Origin of the sequence: Flavobacterium anhuiense (assembly GCF_900101855.1) — a bacterium.
GTDB lineage: Bacteria > Bacteroidota > Bacteroidia > Flavobacteriales > Flavobacteriaceae > Flavobacterium > Flavobacterium anhuiense.
The window spans coordinates 385,839-405,044 of the sequence record NZ_FMVC01000005.1; the positions used below are offsets into that span (position 1 = coordinate 385,839).

The 19,206-nt window shown below is 35.8% G+C and carries 9 protein-coding genes; 4 read left to right on the plus strand and 5 right to left on the minus strand.

The features are described 5' to 3' along the window. The first annotated feature begins 91 nt into the window (after positions 1-91). Positions 92-3,040: an FAD-binding and (Fe-S)-binding domain-containing protein gene (locus BLP44_RS15470; protein WP_091134288.1), complete on the plus strand. Its 2,949-nt coding sequence runs from the start codon at positions 92-94 to the stop codon at positions 3,038-3,040. 515 nt (positions 3,041-3,555) lie between these two features. Here the strand turns inward: BLP44_RS15470 and BLP44_RS15475 are convergent. The 4 genes from BLP44_RS15475 to BLP44_RS15490 form a co-directional block, all read right to left on the minus strand. Further along, positions 3,556-5,607 (minus strand): hypothetical protein, encoded by a 2,052-nt coding sequence (locus tag BLP44_RS15475; RefSeq protein ID WP_211516887.1) that lies wholly within the window; start codon positions 5,605-5,607, stop codon positions 3,556-3,558. Between the two features lie 13 nt (positions 5,608-5,620). Next, the gene (locus tag BLP44_RS15480) at positions 5,621-7,057 is read right to left on the minus strand and encodes a hypothetical protein (protein WP_091134292.1); all 1,437 of its coding nucleotides are present in this window, start codon (positions 7,055-7,057) and stop codon (positions 5,621-5,623) included. Positions 7,058-7,144: 87 nt separating this feature from the next. Further along, positions 7,145-8,845: a RagB/SusD family nutrient uptake outer membrane protein gene (locus BLP44_RS15485; RefSeq protein ID WP_091134294.1), complete on the minus strand. Its 1,701-nt coding sequence runs from the start codon at positions 8,843-8,845 to the stop codon at positions 7,145-7,147. A 20-nt stretch (positions 8,846-8,865) separates the two neighbouring features. After that, positions 8,866-12,060 (minus strand): SusC/RagA family TonB-linked outer membrane protein, encoded by a 3,195-nt coding sequence (locus BLP44_RS15490; RefSeq protein WP_091134296.1) that lies wholly within the window; start codon positions 12,058-12,060, stop codon positions 8,866-8,868. A 905-nt stretch (positions 12,061-12,965) separates the two neighbouring features. On the opposite strand from BLP44_RS15490, the gene BLP44_RS15495 reads away from it, so the two are divergent. Beyond that, on the plus strand, positions 12,966-15,167 hold the full coding sequence (locus tag BLP44_RS15495; protein WP_091134298.1) for an alpha-galactosidase: 2,202 nt from the start codon (positions 12,966-12,968) through the stop codon (positions 15,165-15,167). 340 nt (positions 15,168-15,507) lie between these two features. Here BLP44_RS15495 and BLP44_RS15500 read toward each other — a convergent pair whose 3' ends face one another. Continuing rightward, the gene (locus BLP44_RS15500; protein WP_066034479.1) at positions 15,508-16,353 is read right to left on the minus strand and encodes an AraC family transcriptional regulator; all 846 of its coding nucleotides are present in this window, start codon (positions 16,351-16,353) and stop codon (positions 15,508-15,510) included. Between the two features lie 180 nt (positions 16,354-16,533). Here BLP44_RS15500 and BLP44_RS15505 point away from each other — a divergent pair, with 180 nt between their 5' ends. Beyond that, the gene (locus BLP44_RS15505) at positions 16,534-17,448 is read left to right on the plus strand and encodes a dihydrodipicolinate synthase family protein (RefSeq protein WP_091134300.1); all 915 of its coding nucleotides are present in this window, start codon (positions 16,534-16,536) and stop codon (positions 17,446-17,448) included. A gap of 173 nt (positions 17,449-17,621) precedes the next feature. Beyond that, positions 17,622-19,205 (plus strand): aldehyde dehydrogenase (NADP(+)), encoded by a 1,584-nt coding sequence (locus BLP44_RS15510; RefSeq protein ID WP_091134303.1) that lies wholly within the window; start codon positions 17,622-17,624, stop codon positions 19,203-19,205. Position 19,206 lies beyond the last annotated feature (1 nt).

Below are 19,206 nucleotides of genomic sequence, written 5' to 3' on the forward strand. Positions count from 1 at the left end.
TATCTATGTGTTTTCATGCTAAGTGAAACCCTCTCACACAATAAAAATCTATGTTTCTATGTGTTAAGACAAAAGTTAATAACAATTAAAAATGAATAATAATATCCTTTCCAAAAGTTCTATTAATCTTACTGTTTTAGAAAAGCAATTAGAAGGAAAATTATTTTACGATCATACCATGCGTCTGCTTTACGCAACAGATGCAAGCGCTTACAAAGAAATGCCTTTGGCTGTAGCCATTCCGAAAACTAAAGAAGATATTCAGAAAATTATTGCTTTTGCTAAAGAAAACAAGAGCAGTATCATTCCTCGTGCGGCTGGAACTTCATTAGCAGGGCAAGTAGTTGGAAATGGAATTGTGGTCGATATTTCGCAAGAATTCACCAAAATTATTTCGGTAAATCAGGAAGAAAAGTCCGTTTGGGTAGAACCTGGCGTTATTCGTGATGAACTGAATTTGCATTTAAAACCGTATAAACTTTTTTTTGGACCAGAAACTTCCACCAGTAATCGCTGTATGATTGGTGGAATGGTGGGAAATAATGCTTGCGGAGCTCGATCTGTTGTGTATGGATCAACTCGAGAGCATGTACTTGAAATAAAAGGTTTTTTAGCAGATGGAAATGAAGTTGTTTTTGGTTCTCTAACCAATGCTGAATTTGAAGATAAATGCAACGGAATTAATGTTGTGAGTCCCTTAGAACAGGCTATTTATGTTCAAGCTAAAGAAATACTATCATCTGAACATAACCGAAATTTATTTGAAACTAATTTTCCTAAAAAATCAATTCCGAGAAGAAATACAGGATATGCTTTGGATTTATTGGCAGACAGCAGTCCATTTAATAATTCTCATGAAAAGTTTAACTTCTGTAAACTGATTGCAGGGTCTGAAGGAACATTATTTTTTTCTACAGCAATAAAACTAAATCTAGTTGATGCTTTAAAACCGTATTCGGCTTTGGTTTGTGTGCATTTTGAAAGCATTCATGAATCTTTAAAAGCTAATATTGAAGCGCTGAAATTTAATCCAGATAGCGTGGAGCTGATTGACCATTATATTCTGGAATGCACCAAAGAAAATATCGAACAAAGTAAGAATCGTTTTTTTGTGAAAGGCGATCCTCAAGCTATTTTAGCGGTTGAATTTTTAAGAGATTCGCAAGAAGAAATAGACGGCATTGCCAAAGAGATGGAAGCCCTGATGCGTTCTAAAAATCTAGGATATCATTTTCCAATTGTTTATGGTGAAGATACCAATAAAGTTTGGGCATTAAGAAAAGCCGGATTAGGCTTATTATCTAATATTCCGGGAGATGCGAAAGCGGTAGCTGTAATTGAAGATACAGCTGTTGACGTAAATGATCTGCCTGATTTTATAGAAGATTTTAATGCTATTCTAAAAAAGAGAAATCTAAACTGTGTGCATTATGCGCATGCGGCTACGGGTGAATTGCATTTGCGTCCGATTATAGATTTAAAAACTCATGAAGGGACAGCACTTTTTAGAACTATTGCAACCGATATTGCACATTTGGTAAAAAAATACAAAGGCTCGTTGAGCGGAGAACATGGAGACGGAAGGCTTCGTGGAGAATTTATTCCGCTAATGTTGGGAGATGAGATTTATGAATTATTTGTTCAAATAAAAAAGGTTTGGGACCCGTGGGATGTTTTTAATCCGGGGAAAATCGTGAATACGCCTCCTATGGATACAAGTCTGCGATATACGGCTGGACAGGATACGCCAATGCCTGAAACTTATTTCGATTTTTCGGAACACAACGGAATTCTTCGTGCCGCCGAAATGTGCAATGGATCTGGCGATTGCAGAAAAACTGAGAAAAGCGGCGGAACAATGTGTCCAAGTTATATGGCTACCCGAGATGAAAAACATACAACTCGAGCGCGTGCTAATATGCTGAGAGAGACCATTACAAACTCAGTAAAAGCCAATAAATTTGATGATGAAAACTTGCTGGATGTTTTAGATTTGTGCCTAAGCTGTAAAGGCTGTAAGTCAGAATGTCCTTCAAACGTAGATATGGCAAAACTGAAAGCAGAAACTTTGCAGCAATATCATGATAAAAACGGTGTAAAATTTCGATCAAAACTTATTGGAAATACACCAAAAATAAATCAGTTGTTTGCTTCAGTTCCGTGGATGTATAATTTGTCAACCAAAGGAATTCTCGGAAATTGGATTAAAAAAAGTACTGGTTTTGCTGTGGAAAGACAATTACCCTTAATGCATAAAATTACGTTTGCCAAATGGATAAAAAACTATAGGCAAATAGGTGATTTTAGAAATGGAAATGTCTATTTGTATAATGATGAATTTCTCAACTATTATGATGTCGAAATAGGGCAGACGGCCGTAAAACTTTTGAATCAATTAGGGTATAAAGTTTTGATTCCTGAAATAGGAATAAGTGGAAGAACATATCTCTCAAAAGGAATGCTAAAAGAAGCACGTGAAATTGCAGAACAAAATATTAGAGATTTTGAAAAAGCGATTCCAAGTGATGGTGTTTTAATAGGAATTGAACCTTCGGCGATACTTTCATTTCGTGATGAATATCCTGATTTGTGTCGTGGAGATTTAAAAGAAAAAGCGAAAACAGCAGCGAAAAGAACTTTCTTGATAGAAGAATTTCTAGCTCAAGAATTAGAAACTGGACGTATTACATCGGATAGTTTTACAGAACAGACAGAAAGAGTTCGCATGCATGGGCATTGTTTTCAAAAAAGTTTATCTTCCTTAGTGCCACTTAAAAAGATACTTTCTCTTCCTAAGAATTATACAGTCTTGAATATTCCAAGCGGCTGTTGCGGTATGGCAGGTTCTTTTGGTTACGAAAAAGAGCATTATGATATTTCGATGAAAATTGGAGAAATGGTTTTGTTTCCAACAATTAGAAAAGAAGAAACAGCTACTTTAATTTCTGCATCAGGAACAAGCTGTAGACATCAAATTACTGATGGAACGGGGCGAAAAGCATTGCATCCGGTAGAAATATTGTTTAAGGCTTTGAAATAGAGATAGATTTATTATCGTTCTAATATTCTGTAGAGGCGCACTGCAGTGCGTCTCGCGCACGTTTGTCCTCAAAGATTTTCCTGTTGCACATATACTGAGCGTAGACTCACTGCGGTGCGTCTCTACAGATATACTGTATTTATAAAATAATCTGCTAAATCTGCAAGATCTGCGTGAGGCATTTTTATTTATATTTTTCTCTCTCGCAGATTTAGCAGATTTAGCAGATTTTTTTGTTTAAATCTGTATATAAATCTATTGATATAAAAAACAAATCTCCTTGATATATTGGGCGTAGATGCACTGCGGTGCGTCTCTACAGATATACTGTATTTATAAAATAATCTGCTAAATCTGCAAGATCTGCGGGAGGCAGTTTTATTTATATTTTTTTTCTCTCGCAGATTTAGCAGATCCTATTGGTTTAAATCTGCGTGAAAAAACTACTCGAATAAAAACAAACCTCCAAGATACATTTCGGAGGTTTGCTTCAAAAACAATAATTCAAAAAAAAATTATAACTTAATATTTATGGTATTACCATCTTTAATAACCTTATTGATCGCTAGTTTTTTTCCGTCAGTTATTTTTAACTTTAGATTTTTGCCAGCTCTTTCAACGGTAATATCAAAATCACGTTCAAATGCATGAATATGCTTTAGTTTCATAGTAGACCAAGATTTAGGAAGTCTTGGCGTAAAATCGAAACTGTGCAAACCTGTCGGACGAATACCAAATAATCCTTCTGTAAAAATTCGGCAATACAAACCGCTTTCAGCCGAAAGGTGACGCTGATCGCCTTCTGGATATGCTTCTACAGGATATGGCACGTGATCTCCCAATAAACGTCGGTTAGAATAATAATGCAAGAAATCTAGCGCTTTGTCTGTTTCGCCAGCAGCTAGAACGCCTCTTAAAGCATACAAAGTAGAACGATCCCAGAATATTTTATCTCCGGCAACACTTGCCAAACCATCTTTAGTCCATAATCTAGAAGAAAATAAGGCATCTATAGTTCCGTCTTTTCTATCATAAATTCCCATGGTAAGTGGAGTACAGATCCAAGCTCTTAAAACATCATTTTCTTTGTAATATTTATACGTTTCAAAACCTTCGACTTTTGCACCAAAATACTTTTCTATAGCGGTTCTTAATTTTTCAGCTTCCGCTTTATATTCTTTAAGCTGTGTTTCGTTTTTTCCTAAAACCTTGCCTAGATAAACGGCAGAATGTAATGCATCATAATACAAAGAAGAAGTATTAAGATTGGCTTTTCCTGCAGGAAGACGCCCTTCCAATTCATCAGAATCTGAAGCAACAACGCCATCTGAATTTATTTTTCTGCGACAATATTCTAAGCACCATTCAATTAAGGGCCATAACTGTTTTGCTTCATCTGTATTTCCTCTCGAAAGCGCATAGCGAGTAGCTCCATAAGCAATCATAGCACCATCTCCGCGATCTCCTGCACCTGCCCAAATATCTGTTCCTTCTGCCACAATCGAACTCGGAATAGGTTTGTAATCTTTATTCATGAATTTGGCAAACTGAAGATAGGCATTTAATGAAGCCTTGTTTCCATAGTCATATCCTAAATACGGGAAGAATGGACCAATATATTCCGCTTGATCGTTTGCCCAAATGGCAGCATAATACGATTCTCCGCCTGGACCGTGCATTGGACCGCCTTTGGTTTCAAAAATACTTTCAGCCGCTCTGATTTTCGCGAAAGCAAATTCGGTATTCAAAACCTGATCTGGCGTTTCCAAAATCAATTTGCTCCATATTTCACTAATCAATTCTAAACGTTTGCTTTTTTCTTCTTCAACATTTACAGCAGGAACGGTTTCGTTTGCTTTTACGCCTGAATAGACAACAGAAAAGCTAACCGATTCATTTGGTTTCAGATTAAAACTTCCATTATTAATAAGATCTGCATGAATAGTATAACTGCCTTCAGTTCCTTTTGCAGGATCTGTGGTATAAACAGCATTCGATTTTGGAATTTCTATAATGCAGTTTTTATCAGAGCTATTTTTGATGGTATAAATTTCGTTATAAACCGCCAAAGCTGTAGAAGGAAAAAACTGTCTTGTAAGTTCAAGTTTATCTGTTTTGCTTTTAACCAATAATGTTCCGTTTAACGTTAATGAAACCGTTTTTTCTGCTGCAATCGGTTTGTAATTTACAGTAACAAGATCAAAAGCATCTTGCGCAAACTGACGCGTTAAACTCGCATGCGTATTATTCGGAATGGTTCTCAGCATTGGCCAGACTAAACTTCTGGTCGCATGAAAAGAACCATCAGCCGCTACGCCATACCTTAGAACGCATGAGATTCTTTTACCACTCATTTCGATATGATCATCATGCGGAATGCTATTGTTTATTTGCCAAGAAATAGAACCGTCGGTATTAATTTGCCAACGTTGATCTTCTTGTGAAAATGCTGTATTTGCTATAAAGCATAAAGCAATAAGAACCAATAAAAAGGATTTAAGTTTTTTTCTAGAAGATATCTTCATAGCGTTTGATTTTAAATTGTATCCATTGTATGAGTAGTACATTGGACGAGTTGTTTTAGCGACAGGCCGCCGTTATTTTCTGTCCAGGATTCACACGAATTGTAATAGCAGTGTAGGGATTTCCCTTGTTGTCCTTTTCATGAATTACGGCAGCTTTTTTATTATTTATAAAGATAGAAGTATAATTCCCAGGGAACATTGCTTTCCATTCTATAAATTTTTCGCCTTTGTTGTGTAGTGTTGTAGTGGTTTGTTTTTCGTGTTTTACAGCTAATGTTGTCTGTAACACGGGTAAATTGTCGACCTCAGAAATGCTGTCTTTTTTTCCTCGATGTATTGTTGTTATTGTTCTTTTTGAAGCATCTGGCTCTATTCCCATACAACCGTGTACGATGCCTTCAATTACGCCGTATGAAACTTCTGGATATTCTCTTCTTTTGGTTTCAGGATCGGTTAAATGTAAAATGTATTCGTATGCTTTGTCTTCGTAACCATATTTGTATAAAAGGAACGGAAGATAAGAAGCATTTTCTACATTGCTTTCTTCTGAAAGAATGTGTTTAATTGTCTTTTCAGTTCTGTCTGTATCTGCCAAAACATCGAACCATAATAAAAATAGTTCGCCCGCATCTTTGCTAAATTTACCATCGGCGGTATAAATTACATTGTAGGCCGATGCATTTTGATCCCACCAGATTTGCTCGATCTGCTCTTGATATCTAAGTGCCTTTTTTTCGAAAAAAGCAGCTTTTTCAAATTGTCCTTTTTCTTTTAAAATAGAAGAATAGGTAAGTAATCCTCTGTAAATGGCTGCAACTAGATCGACTCCCATTTTTAAACCCGGAATGCCTTCGGAATAAGAAGCTAATCCTCTACATTTATGAAAATCGTCTTTGCTATTGAACGGAGTAGGAGTGTTTACAAATTCTGGTCTGGTTAATAGCGAATCGGCTTCCAAAAACCAATGTTCTATATATGCTGTTGATGATTTTTCGAAGAAATTTTCAAACTCAGGATTTTTGATATAATCTTCATCGCCTGTCCATAAGTACAATCTCCAACAAGCAAATATGACATCAAAATTGCTATTCAGGTTGTACCAGAATTCTTTATCATTTCTATAATCTTCTGGAGCAGGTTTTCCGTATTTATTAATTTCCCAATAAGAGCACCAATCTTTATTTTCCGAAATGTTTTTAGCAAAAAGCGAAAGCATGTTTTTGTTTTCCTTACTCAATCCAAGGATTTCTGCGCCAATGCTTTGATGAGAGACATCGCGCATGCAAAATGCAGATCGGGAAGGAAGAGCCGCTTCATACCATGGTCCAACAGGATCGTTCGAATCTCCTTTATAGCTCAGAGCCATACTTTTGGCACGTTCAAATGCCAGCTGGAGTGCAGGTTCTGTAGATTTGAAAGTAATTGTTTCCTGACTGAATGAATTCAGAAAGAAACAGCAATTTGCCACACAAACTATAAAATGATTTTTCATAACGCTATTTTCAATTTGGATTGATTTCTAGAGACATTTTAAAATCAAACCCATCCCTCTAGATGGGTTTGCTTAATCGGTTATAGTTTAATTATAACCAGGGTTTTGGGGTAAACCTGTTCTGTTAATCTCATCTCTCGGAATTGGGAGCAAATAATGCTGTGGTTTGAAAATCCTTTCCTGAACTTTAGTGTAGGTATACGTTTTAGAACCGTCACTGTTTTTGGTAATGATTACTCCCATAAGAGGTTTGTTTTCAGTTTCTTCGGCTATTTTCCAACGGCGAACATCATAGTAACGGAATCCTTCGAGACATAATTCTACTTGTCTTTCGTTACGGATTTTATTCTCTAAAGCTGTTCCGGTCAAACCTACTAACGGATTTGTAATTCCTGCACGCTGTCTGATCAAGTTAAGATATTGAATGGCAGTCCCTTCATTTCCTAATTTAAATTGCGCTTCGGCAAAGTTTAGGTAAATTTCTCCTAAACGAGATATAATCCAAGCTTTATTAGTTTGTGTTTCATTATTGTAATTGTAAGTTGTATCGCAATATTTACGGAAAGTATAACGTGTTTTACTGGCATTCCAAGTATCCCAACCTTGTGGAGAATCTAAACCGCCTTCGTAGAATTCAGCTTTATTAGAACTTCCTGCATCGTAACGATCTTGAAAGAATTCAGGTTTTCCGTAAGCACGTCCGTCATAAACAATGTTTTTGTAAAAACGAGGATCTCTGTTTACATAAGGTTTTTGAGGATCATAACCAGATGTTGGATCTGTAATGTCTTTTCCGTCAGCTGTTCCGTAAGCATCTATATGGCTTTGGCTTGGTGCAAAATTAGCCCATCCGTGAAAACCGCTTGGCGAATTAAACATTTCTACACCATTAAATGCACTCCATTGCGGATCTTTACTAGATAAACGGCAGAAGATGATTTCTGAATTGTTTGTAGTAAAAAGATCTTCGTACTTTTTGTCGTAAAGTGAATACATATTTAAATCCATAACTGCTTTTGCAGCGTCTGATGCTTTTTTCCATTTTGTTAAATCATTAGAAGGATTCCATTGCGGACTTGCAGCATAAAGTAATGTTCTTGATTTTATAGCTAAAGCTGCGCCCTTTGTTACTCTTCCTAAATCTTTAGCAGTTAAAGGAAGCAATTCAGCAGCTTTGTCTAATTCTGTAACAATAAAATCGACACATTGGTCATAAGTGCTGCGATCTACTTTAAAATTACTGTTTAAGTCGAAAGGCGTAGTAACAAGAGGAACTCCTCCGTAATCACTAATTAATTTGAAATATGCATAAGCTCTTAAGAAAAGCACTTCACCTTTTAATCTATTTCTCCAAGCTTCGTCTCCTGGCACGTTATCAATTCGGGACAAAAAGATGTTGCAGTTTTGAATGGTAGCATAAGTAGGTTTCCAAGTGTTGAAATCTCCCGCGTTGTCTGGTGTAAGAGCTCCAGAATTTAAATTCCATACATCATAATCGTTAAAATTATTGAATGCTTCATCACAAGCAGTAGATAAAATCCAGCTGCGGTTGGTTCTGTCGTTCCAGTTGTGCTGCGTACTTGGTAAAACGGTATAGAGATTATTAGCAAAAGCTTCGGTAAGTTTTAAGTCATTCCACACATTTTCATCTGTATAAGAATCCAAAGGCGCTTTATCTAACGGGTCTTCACTACAAGATGTTACAGTGGTAACTGTGATAAAAAGAGCAGCCGCAATAAGAGCCTTCTTTTTTATATTTATTAGTTTATTGATTTTATAATTTTTCATGTCTTGATCTTTTTACCTTGTTATAATTCAATGCTTACACCGATTCTGTAAATACGGGTTTGCGGATAATTTACTCCTGTCGTATTATTGGTTTCAGGATCTAAATTGTACTGTTTCATGTGATCGATAGAAAACAAATTGGTTCCTCCCGCATAAAATCTCGTATTTAATATTCCGAATCTAGACAAGACTTTTTCTGGTAATGTATATGAAATCTCCAAAGATTTTAATCTGAAGAATGAAGCATCTCTTAACCAGAAGTCAGCTGGAATATTGTTTCTTGGATCAGAATCATTGAAGGCAACAGGGTATTTTGAATTTGGATTATCAGCAGTATATCGGTCTTCGTATAACCATCTTGGTGGTGCCACGATAGCGCCTTGAGCTTGCGGAAGAATCATTTGTCTCGCTTTTGCCTGACCTGTCCAAAGCATATCTACAGAAAAACCTTTGTATTCAGCTCTGATTGGAATACCATAAGCAATTTTTGGCGTTGCCGATTCAGGAATTCTCACTTTATCATTAGAAGTGATGCTTCCATCACCATCAATATCTTTTACCCAAAGATCACCCGGTTTTGCTCCTTCAAAGTGAGGAGAATTGTCAACTTCTGCTTGAGTACGGTAAATTCCGTTGGTTTGATATACCATCCAAGAATCAATAGCTCTTCCAGTTGATTTTTGCCAAGCTGGAATATTTGCCGCTTCATCTCGAAATAATACTTCACTCTGTGCATAAGTAAAATTGAAACCAACACTATATTTAAAACTATTGATATTGTCGGCGTAGTTAATAGACCAATCAGTACCTCTGTTTACCGTTTTTCCAATATTTTCTTTAGGAAGAGATAATCCTGTGTATAATGGCACAGAAGCATTTCTAGCTGCAAGAATGTCAGATCTTTTATTACTGAAGTAGTCAAAAGTCGCTGTTAATTTATTTCCAAAGAATCCGAAATCAAAACCGATGTTTTTAGAATCTTGAATTTCCCAAGTAATATTTGGGTTTGGAGTAGAAGAAAGATAAATACTGTTATTTAACGTATAATCTGATCCAAAGTAGCTGTAAAGCTGCTGATCTGTTGTTAACTGATATCTTGTCAAGAAAAGATATTGGTTAAGATATTCTACACCATTAATAGTTTCTCTCAAATCGTCATTACCCATTCTTCCCCAAGAAGCTCTAATTTTTAGTAAATCAAATCCTTTTATATTGTTTTTGAAGAAAGGCTCTTCAGAGATTTTCCAGCCTGCGCTTATAGCCGGGAACATACCCCAACGCGTTGACGAAGGGAAATTGAATGATCCGTTATAACGTGCAGAAACTTCTGCAAAATATTTATCATCAAAATTGTAAGCCACTCTTCCAAGGAAACTTTCACGTCCGTCCTGATAGGCGCCGCCAGTTGCGTTTTGCCCTTTAGTGCTTCCAGTAAAAATCTGATCCAATTGATCGCTTAACAAATCTCTTCTGTAAGCATACGTTTGGGTTTTGTCCATTGTAGTCTGCTCGTAACCTACAAAAGCATTAACAGAGTGTTTGTTGAACTTACGATCGTAAGCTAATTTTGCGAAATATGTATTTTGATTTGCAATTCGCTCATCCTGCATAACACTAGTTATACTGGTGCTGTTTTTTACGTTATTGTAACTGTCATTTGTTTTGTCATACGAATAAGCATCCCATGGTTTTGTAAATCTCTTTTCACTACGCACATTATAGTCAAATGCAGCGTATCCGCTAAGAGATAATCCTTCAGTTATTTTTGGCAATTTCAGCTCAAATCCAATTTTAGGATTTACAATTAAGTTTACCACGTGATCATAACCTGCTGCTGACGAAGACATTAAAATTGGGTTTCTACCATTTGTGATACCAGACGACGGAAGTCCATTTTTCCAGTATGCAGGAATAAAAGGATACATACTAACTGTCTCGTGCATAATGCTTCCAATGCTTACCGCAGGAAAGTTTCTGTCTTCTTTACGAGTAGCGATATCTAAGTTTACTTTAAAGTTTGAAGTAATATTAACATCAATATTAGATCTTAAATTGAACTGTCTGTATCGCTCGTCGCTATATCTAAGATTACTTTCTTGGTTTAAATATTGTCCAGAAAAGAAATATTTAACCTGCTCGTTCCCACCATTTACAGATAGAGAAAGGTTGGCTTGCGGAGCATCTTTTCTGTAAACTTGTTTTAACCAATCTGTACTGGTATAATTAGGATCGTTTCCAGCTTTATATTTGTCAATTTCTGCCTGAGTGTAAGGAAGCGTTGTGCCTTTATGAGCATTAAGTTCGTTATAGTACGTCATGTATTCCCAAGAATTAACTCTTTCGCTCATTCTGGTTAACTGCTGAATACCATACGATCCGTCAACTTTAATCGTTGGCGCGCCTACTTTTCCTCTTTTAGTCGTTACCAGAATTACCCCATTTGCAGAACGTACTCCATAAATAGCTGCCGATGCATCTTTCAAAACCGTTACAGATTCAATATCGTCAGGGTTAATTCTGTTCAAATCACGATCAGGAATACCGTCTACAACTACAAGCGGACTTGTACCTCCGCCAAATGAATTAAATCCTCTAATCAAAAGGCTTGAGCTGTCATCACCAGGTCTTCCAGAACGGTTATTGGCAATTACCCCAGACATACGTCCAGCAATTCCGTTAGATACGTTTGCAGATGCATTTTGAGTTAGAACACCTCCTTTAATAGAAGCAATTGCTCCCGTTGTAGAAGCTTTTTTCTGAGTTCCGTACCCAACGACAACCACTTCATTTAAAGTCTGATTCTGTTCTTCAAGCTGAATGCTTGCAGCGTCATCAGCACGAACTTCTTTTGTTAAAAATCCGGTGTAAGAAAAAACAAGAATACTGTTGGAGTCAGGAACCTCAATTGTGAAATTGCCATCAAAATCTGTTGTTGCCGTTATTTTTGTTCCTTTTACAAGAATGTTTACACCAGGAAGCGGTTCTCCTTGCGGGCCTGTTACTTTTCCTTTTACTAGTTTTTCTACGGCAAAAAATGTGTTTTTGTTCTTTGTTAGAGTTAAATCAGAAGACAGTTTGGTGGAGAATTTTGTCTCTTTCAACTCAGCAGCAAAAGAACTCTGTAAAGCGAGTGCCAGTAAGGCTCCAGATGTTAGTTTGGTAATCTTCCACGTCTCAGAAGAAAGCCACTCTTTTGTCGGTTTTTGTTTGGTCATGTTTTAGTGGTTTTTGTTAGTTAGTAATTTATTCTCGTGGTCCGTTTTCATCTTTTTCATTTTGGAGAAACAAAATGCCTTGAGCTCGTGCAGATTGTTTATGAAAAAGAGATAAATGTGAAAACCAAAAGTATAAATGTTTCTAAACCAGCACATACCAGTACCTACCAGTTTTTTGAGATATGCGTAAAAAACATGCCTTATTTAAGATAATTTAAAAATTAAAGTGGATAATATATGCATAAAGCGTAAGTTAAAGTCAATTAGACTAATAGATGTGAGTTTTTATTGTTATTAAAAGCTTATTTGTTCTGTTCGATTCTTAAAATCAATTTTTGGAAAAAACAATGGAGATTATGAGAAGTCAAAAAGTGATTATTTTGATTTTTAAAAGTGGATAATATAGTATCAGAATTTTTTTTGCAGAATAATTTTTGATTTTTTACTCGTTTTTCTTTTGTTGACCATACCAGTCAGTGTTTTTAAGCTAATATGTAAGAGTAAACTTGTTTATGTTTATTCGTGTTTTACGATTCAGAGCGATTTTTAGGTAATAAAATATCAGAATCGGTAAAAAAGCCTAAAAGTTTTATCAAAAGCCTATTTTGGATTACTTTTCCAAAAAAGGAAAATCTAAAGGCAGAAATATGGATTTAATTATATTTTGCTATTTTTGGAATTCATTTTTACATTGATATAAAAGGTTTATTAGAGCTCAAAAACCTTTTCTTATGAATTATACCAAATAGAACCTTTTATATATGGGTATAATTAAATGAAATTTCTCTCGTGGTTTAATTGATAAATGTGATGTTCGGAGTTTTAAGATGAATTACAACAATTGATTGTATTGTAATCTTTTAAAATCTCCCCAAAAAACATTATTTATTATTAATCAAACTTTTATGAAAAAAGCACTTCTCATATTAGTCTTAACCATTTTGTTTTGGAAGACTAATGCACAAAATGATCCCATTGCCATTGAAACCCAGAATACAGCATTAATTCTAAAGGTGGCAAAAAACGGTTTGCTTTACCAATCGTATTTAGGGACAAAACTCGAAGCTTCGGCATATAATGCGCTTTCAAAAGAAACCGAAAGAACATTTGTTATCAACGATGGAAATCCGTTGCTAAATCTAAGACATCAGGCGTATCCAACTTACGGAACCAATAATTTGTTTGAATCGGCTATTCGAATAACGCATAATGACGGAAATCCTGCTTTAGAACTGGTTTATGTAAATCATCAAACAAAAAAGTTAGATAGCAATACGACTGAAACCAGTATAAAAATGAAAGATCCAGTTTATCCTGTAGAAGTGACATTGTATTATAAAGCTTTTTATAAGGAAAATGTTATTGAACAGTGGACAGAAATTGTGCACCGCGAAAAGAAACCTGTAACGCTGTACAACTACGCTTCGTCTATGCTGCACTTTGATGCCGATAAATATTGGCTGACTCAGTTTCATGGTGATTGGGCAAAAGAGGTAAGAATGCAGGAAAGCGAATTAACGAGCGGTGCTAAAGTAATCGATTCGAAGTTGGGTGTAAGAACCAATATGTACCAGACGCCAGTTTTCTTTTTAGGTTTAAATGAAAAAGCCAAAGAAAATACAGGGGAGCTTGTTGCTGGAACAATTGCATGGTCGGGAAATTTTAAGTTTACTTTTGAATTGGACAACAAAAATTCTCTTAGAATTAGTTCTGGAATTAATCCGTTTGCTTCAGAATATAACCTTCAGCCTGGAGAAGTATTTACAACTCCTTCTTTTATTTATACTTTTTCAAATAAAGGAAAAGGACAGGCCAGCAGAAATTTACATTCGTGGGCAAAAAATTATGGCGTAAAAGATGGAGACAAATCTCGCTTGACTTTATTGAACAATTGGGAAACTACCTTTTTTAATTTCGACGAAAAGAAATTAACCGAAATGTTTGAAGATGCTAAAACATTAGGTGTCGATATGTTTTTATTAGACGACGGTTGGTTTGGAAATAAATATCCGAGAAGCGGAGATAAATCTGGATTAGGAGATTGGCAGGCAACCAAAACAAAATTGCCAAACGGTTTAGGTTTTCTGATGCAGCAGGCAGAAAAAACAGGAGTTAAATTCGGAATTTGGATTGAACCCGAAATGGTGAATCCGAAAAGTGAGTTGTATGAAAAACATCCAGATTGGATTTTAAAACTGCCAAATAGAGAAGAAAGTTATTACAGAACTCAATTGGTTTTGGATTTATCGAATCCTAAAGTGCAGGATTTTGTGTTTAAAACAGTAGACGATATTATGCAGACCAATGGAGGAGTGGCATTCTTTAAATGGGACTGTAACCGAATGATGACCAACGCATATTCTACCTATTTAAAAAATCAGCAGTCACATTTGTTTATTGAATACACCAGAGGTTTGTACAAAGTCTTAGAACGAATAAAAACTAAATATCCGCATTTGCCAATGATGCTTTGCGCGGGAGGTGGAGGAAGAACTGATTATGCTTTCCTAAAATATTTCACAGAGTTTTGGGCAAGTGATAATACAGATCCTTATAATAGAGTATTTATTCAGTGGGGTTATTCGCAGTTCTTTCCGGCTTTTTCGATTTGTAATCACGTAACTTCATGGGGAAATCAGTCTATTAAATTCAAAACAGATGTTGCCATGATGGGAAAATTAGGTTTTGACATTAATGTAAACGAACTGAAAGAAAAAGAATTAAAATATACTCAGGATGCAGTTGCAAATTACAAAAGACTAAGTTCTGTAATATGGCATGGTGATATGTACAGAATAGTTTCTCCTTATGAAGACAGCCGCGCGGTATTAATGTATGTTGATGAATCAAAAGACAAAGCCGTTTTATTTTCGTATACGCTTCATCCGCTTTATGATCCGCAATATAATTTGGTTCGTTTTCAAGGTTTAGATGCCAACAAAACCTATAAAGTGGAAGAAATTAATTTAATGACGGATGCAAAGAAAACGCTTGAAGAATCTGGAGAATCTTTTACAGGAGATTATTTAATGAATGTAGGTTTGAGAGTTTTTTCTTCGAAAGTAGAATCAAGCGTTGTACTTGAAATAACAGCAGTTTCGAAATAAATAGATTTTTATGAAATAAATCAGCTGTCTGATCTCGTTTAAAACAATGAGAGTAAACAGCTGATTTATTTTGGTTTCATTTTATGAAAATCTAATTTAATCTGCTCAATCTGCTCAATCTGCTAGATCTGCGTGAAATATTTTTGCGTCTAGATTTTTCTTAACAGATTTATAATCCTTTTAATCTTAATAACCTGTGGCTAAAAAAAACTTTGCGGTTTAGCTACTTTGCGAGCATTTTTCTCTCGCAGATTTAGCAGATTTTGGAGATTTTTTTGCGTCTGTTTTAATTATTTTAATTCCGATAGCTATTGGGAGCTTGAACATTTGTAGTTATAAATTACAAATTCAGTTTTCTATACTGCAAAGGCGAAAGCTGTTTTAATTCCTTAAATTTTCTATTAAAATTGGAAATATTATTAAAGCCGCACATTTCGGCAATTTCCAAGACAGAGAGTTCTTCATTATTAGACAATAACTTTGCAGCTCTCTCAATACGCACTTCAATTAGAAATTGAAAAAAAGACTTGTTGGTCCGGACTTTGAAATACCGGCAGAAAGCATTTTTGGTCATACTGGCGATCGAAGCAATTTCATCAAGCGTGATATTTTTATGAAAATTGGTCATGACATATTCAAACACAATCTGCATTCGTTTACCTTCATTATCGGTTATTTTCTTTTGATATAAATAATTAGAAAGCGGAGTATATTCAGATGTTGACAGCCATTTCAGAATATCTAGAAATAATATAAAACGAGTATAACTGTCAGCTTTCTTCAGCTTTTTAAAATACTTGACAACTTTCTTCGGTGCGTTATGAATAATGAATCCGTTTTTGCTGCTTTCTAAGATTGGTTGAATATTTCTAAAAGTAGAGAGTTCAAAAAAATCTCTTCCGAACGAATTGAAGGTAAAAAACAAAGTGCGCATTACAGAAACTACATTTTCCTGAACGTCGCTTCTAAAAACATGAGGTAAGTTGCTTCCAATTACTAGAATGTCGCCTTCCCGATATTGCGAAATAGTATCGCCGGCAAAAACGGCACCTTCTCCTTTTTCTATAAAACTAATTTGAATTTCTTCGTGTTGGTGTAGTTTATCATAAAACGATACTTCGATATCTTCTTGATATATAAGGGGATCTTCTCCAGATTTTGGAATTTTAAATGGAAAAACTTTCATATAGTGGTTAGTTAGTTACAATCAAATATATTGCATTTAATCAAAAAAATGATGCTATAATGTTCTGTTTTTTAAGTTTTGTTTCTATATAGGGTAATATAGTATCATTTTGTGGTAATTTTTAAAGGGTGCGCTCTGCGGTTTCTAGATAATTTTGGCTTTAAATAAAAAATTAAAATTATGAGTATTCAATGGAATGGCGTGATGCCGGCGGTAACCACAAAATTTACTGCAGATGATAAATTAGACTTCAACATGTTCGAAGTCAATATGAAAGCACAATTAGATGCTGGAGTATCGGGAATTATTTTAGGGGGAACTTTAGGAGAAGCCAGCACACTTTTAGAAGAAGAGAAAAGAGAATTAGTAAAACATACCGTTTCGCTAACAGAAAATAAAGTGCCTGTAATTATGAACATTGCAGAGCAATCTACAAAAAATGCCATTTTAGCTGCCAATAAAGCTGAACAAGATGGAGCAAAAGGATTAATGATGCTTCCTCCAATGCGTTATAAAGCGTCTGATTTTGAAACGGTTACTTTCTATAGTGAAGTCGCAAAAAATACGTCGCTTCCTATTATGGTTTACAACAATCCAGTTGACTATAAAATTGAAGTTACTTTAGGCATGTTTGAAGAGTTATTGAAATATGATAACATTCAAGCAGTAAAAGAATCAACTAGAGATATTTCTAACGTTACCAGAATGATCAACCGTTTTGGAGATCGTTTAAAAATATTATCAGGAGTTGACACATTAGCATTAGAGAGCTTATTTATGGGTTCTGACGGTTGGGTTTCTGGATTAGTTTGTGCTTTTCCTGAAGAAACAGTGGCAATTTACAAATTAGCAAAAGCAGGAAGATTTGACGAAGCTTTGAAAATCTACAGATGGTTCTTGCCTTTATTAGAATTGGATATTAATGCATTTTTGGTTCAGAATATCAAATTAGCAGAAGTTGCAACAGGAATTGGTTCAGAACATGTTCGTGCGCCAAGATTGCCATTGCAAGGAGCAGAGAGAGAAAGAGTGCTAGCCATTATTGCTGAAGGATTACGCACTAGACCAACTTTGCCAGACTATAAAAATTTATAACAGCATATTCGCATGATTGGCTGTGGCTTTTAGTTTTCAGTCGCAGTCTCAGTTTCCAGTTTCCATTTACAGTCAGGGTTTTCGGTTACTGTGTTTACTGCGACTGCGACTGAAAACTGCGACTGAAAACTGCGACTGAAAACTGCACTTCACTCATTCATAAGACAAAAATCATGATTACAGGAAAAAATTACATAGGAAGCCAGCTAAAAGCAGGCGGTACAAAATCACTAAAAACATTTAATCCAATATTGAATACAGAAAATCCATGGGTTTTTACAGAGGCGACTCAAGATGAAATTGAAGAGGCAGTTACTTTGGCCAATCAAGCGTTTGCGAGTTATAAAAACTATTCTGGTATCGAAAAAGCTAAATTTTTAAATGCCATTGCTGATGAAATTTTAGCATTAGGAGACGATCTTTTAGTTCAATACTGCACCGAATCGGGTTACCCGAGAGGAAGAGCAGAAGGAGAACGCGGAAGAACAATCGGCCAGTTGAAAGCTTTTGCCGATATGCTTACAGAAGGAAGCTGGGTACAAGCGACAATAGATACTGCAATAATTGACAGACAGCCTGCCCCAAAAGAAGACTTACGCAAAATGTTAACACCTTTAGGGCCAATTGTGGTTTTTGGATCAAGTAATTTTCCTTTTGCATTCTCTACAAGCGGAGGAGATACAGCTTCAGCTTTGGCTGCGGGTTGTCCAGTTATTGTAAAAAGCCATTCTATGCATATTGGAACAGGCGAAATGGTGGCTTCAGCAATTATAAAAGCGGCTCAGAAAACTAACATGCCAGAAGGTGTTTTTTCTAACCTTATAGGAGACGGAAGAACGCTAGGCACAAGTTTGGTTAAACATCCATTGGTAAAAGGAGTAGGTTTTACAGGAAGTATTAAAGGCGGACGAGCTTTGTGCGATTTAGCGGCACAGCGTCCAGAACCAATTCCGGTATTTGCCGAAATGGGAAGTATTAATCCTGTTGTTCTGCTGCCTAATGCTTTGAAAAAAAACAGCCAAAAATGGGCGACAGCTTATGCGAGTTCGATCACTTTAGGTGCAGGTCAGTTTTGTACAAATCCTGGATTATTATTAGCTATAAAGGGAGAAGAACTGAATGACTTTGCTGAAAATCTTAATGAGGCAATCGAAAAAATTCAGCCAGGTTGTATGCTTCATCCTTCTATTTACGCTGATTTTAATAATGGAATTTCAAAAATAGAAGAGCAGAACGGAGTTTCAAGAATCGCTCAATTCAAAGGAGAGACAACACCAAATCATGGAGTCCCTATTGTTTTAAAAGTTTACGGAAAAGAGTTCTTGAAAAATAAAGTATTGCACAATGAAGTTTTTGGTCCTTTTTCAATTTTAATTGAATGCGAAAATGAAGCTGAATTAATTGAAGTAATTTCTAAGCTGGAAGGACAGCTTACAGGAACAATTATCAGTGAGGAAAATGAAATTGAAACTCATAAAGGAGTAATTGCTGCTTTACAGAATCGTGTGGGACGCTTGATCTATAATGGCGTGCCTACAGGGGTTGAAGTTTGCGCTTCAATGCTTCACGGCGGGCCTTATCCTGCATCGTCAGATTCGCGTTATACTGCGGTAGGTATCGATGCGGTTTACAGATGGGTGCGTCCGGTAAGTTTTCAGAATTGGCCAGATCATTTGCTGCCAGCTGAATTGCAAAACGAGAATCCGCTGCAGATTGTTCGTACCGTAAATAATAAACTAACACTATCTCAAATATAAA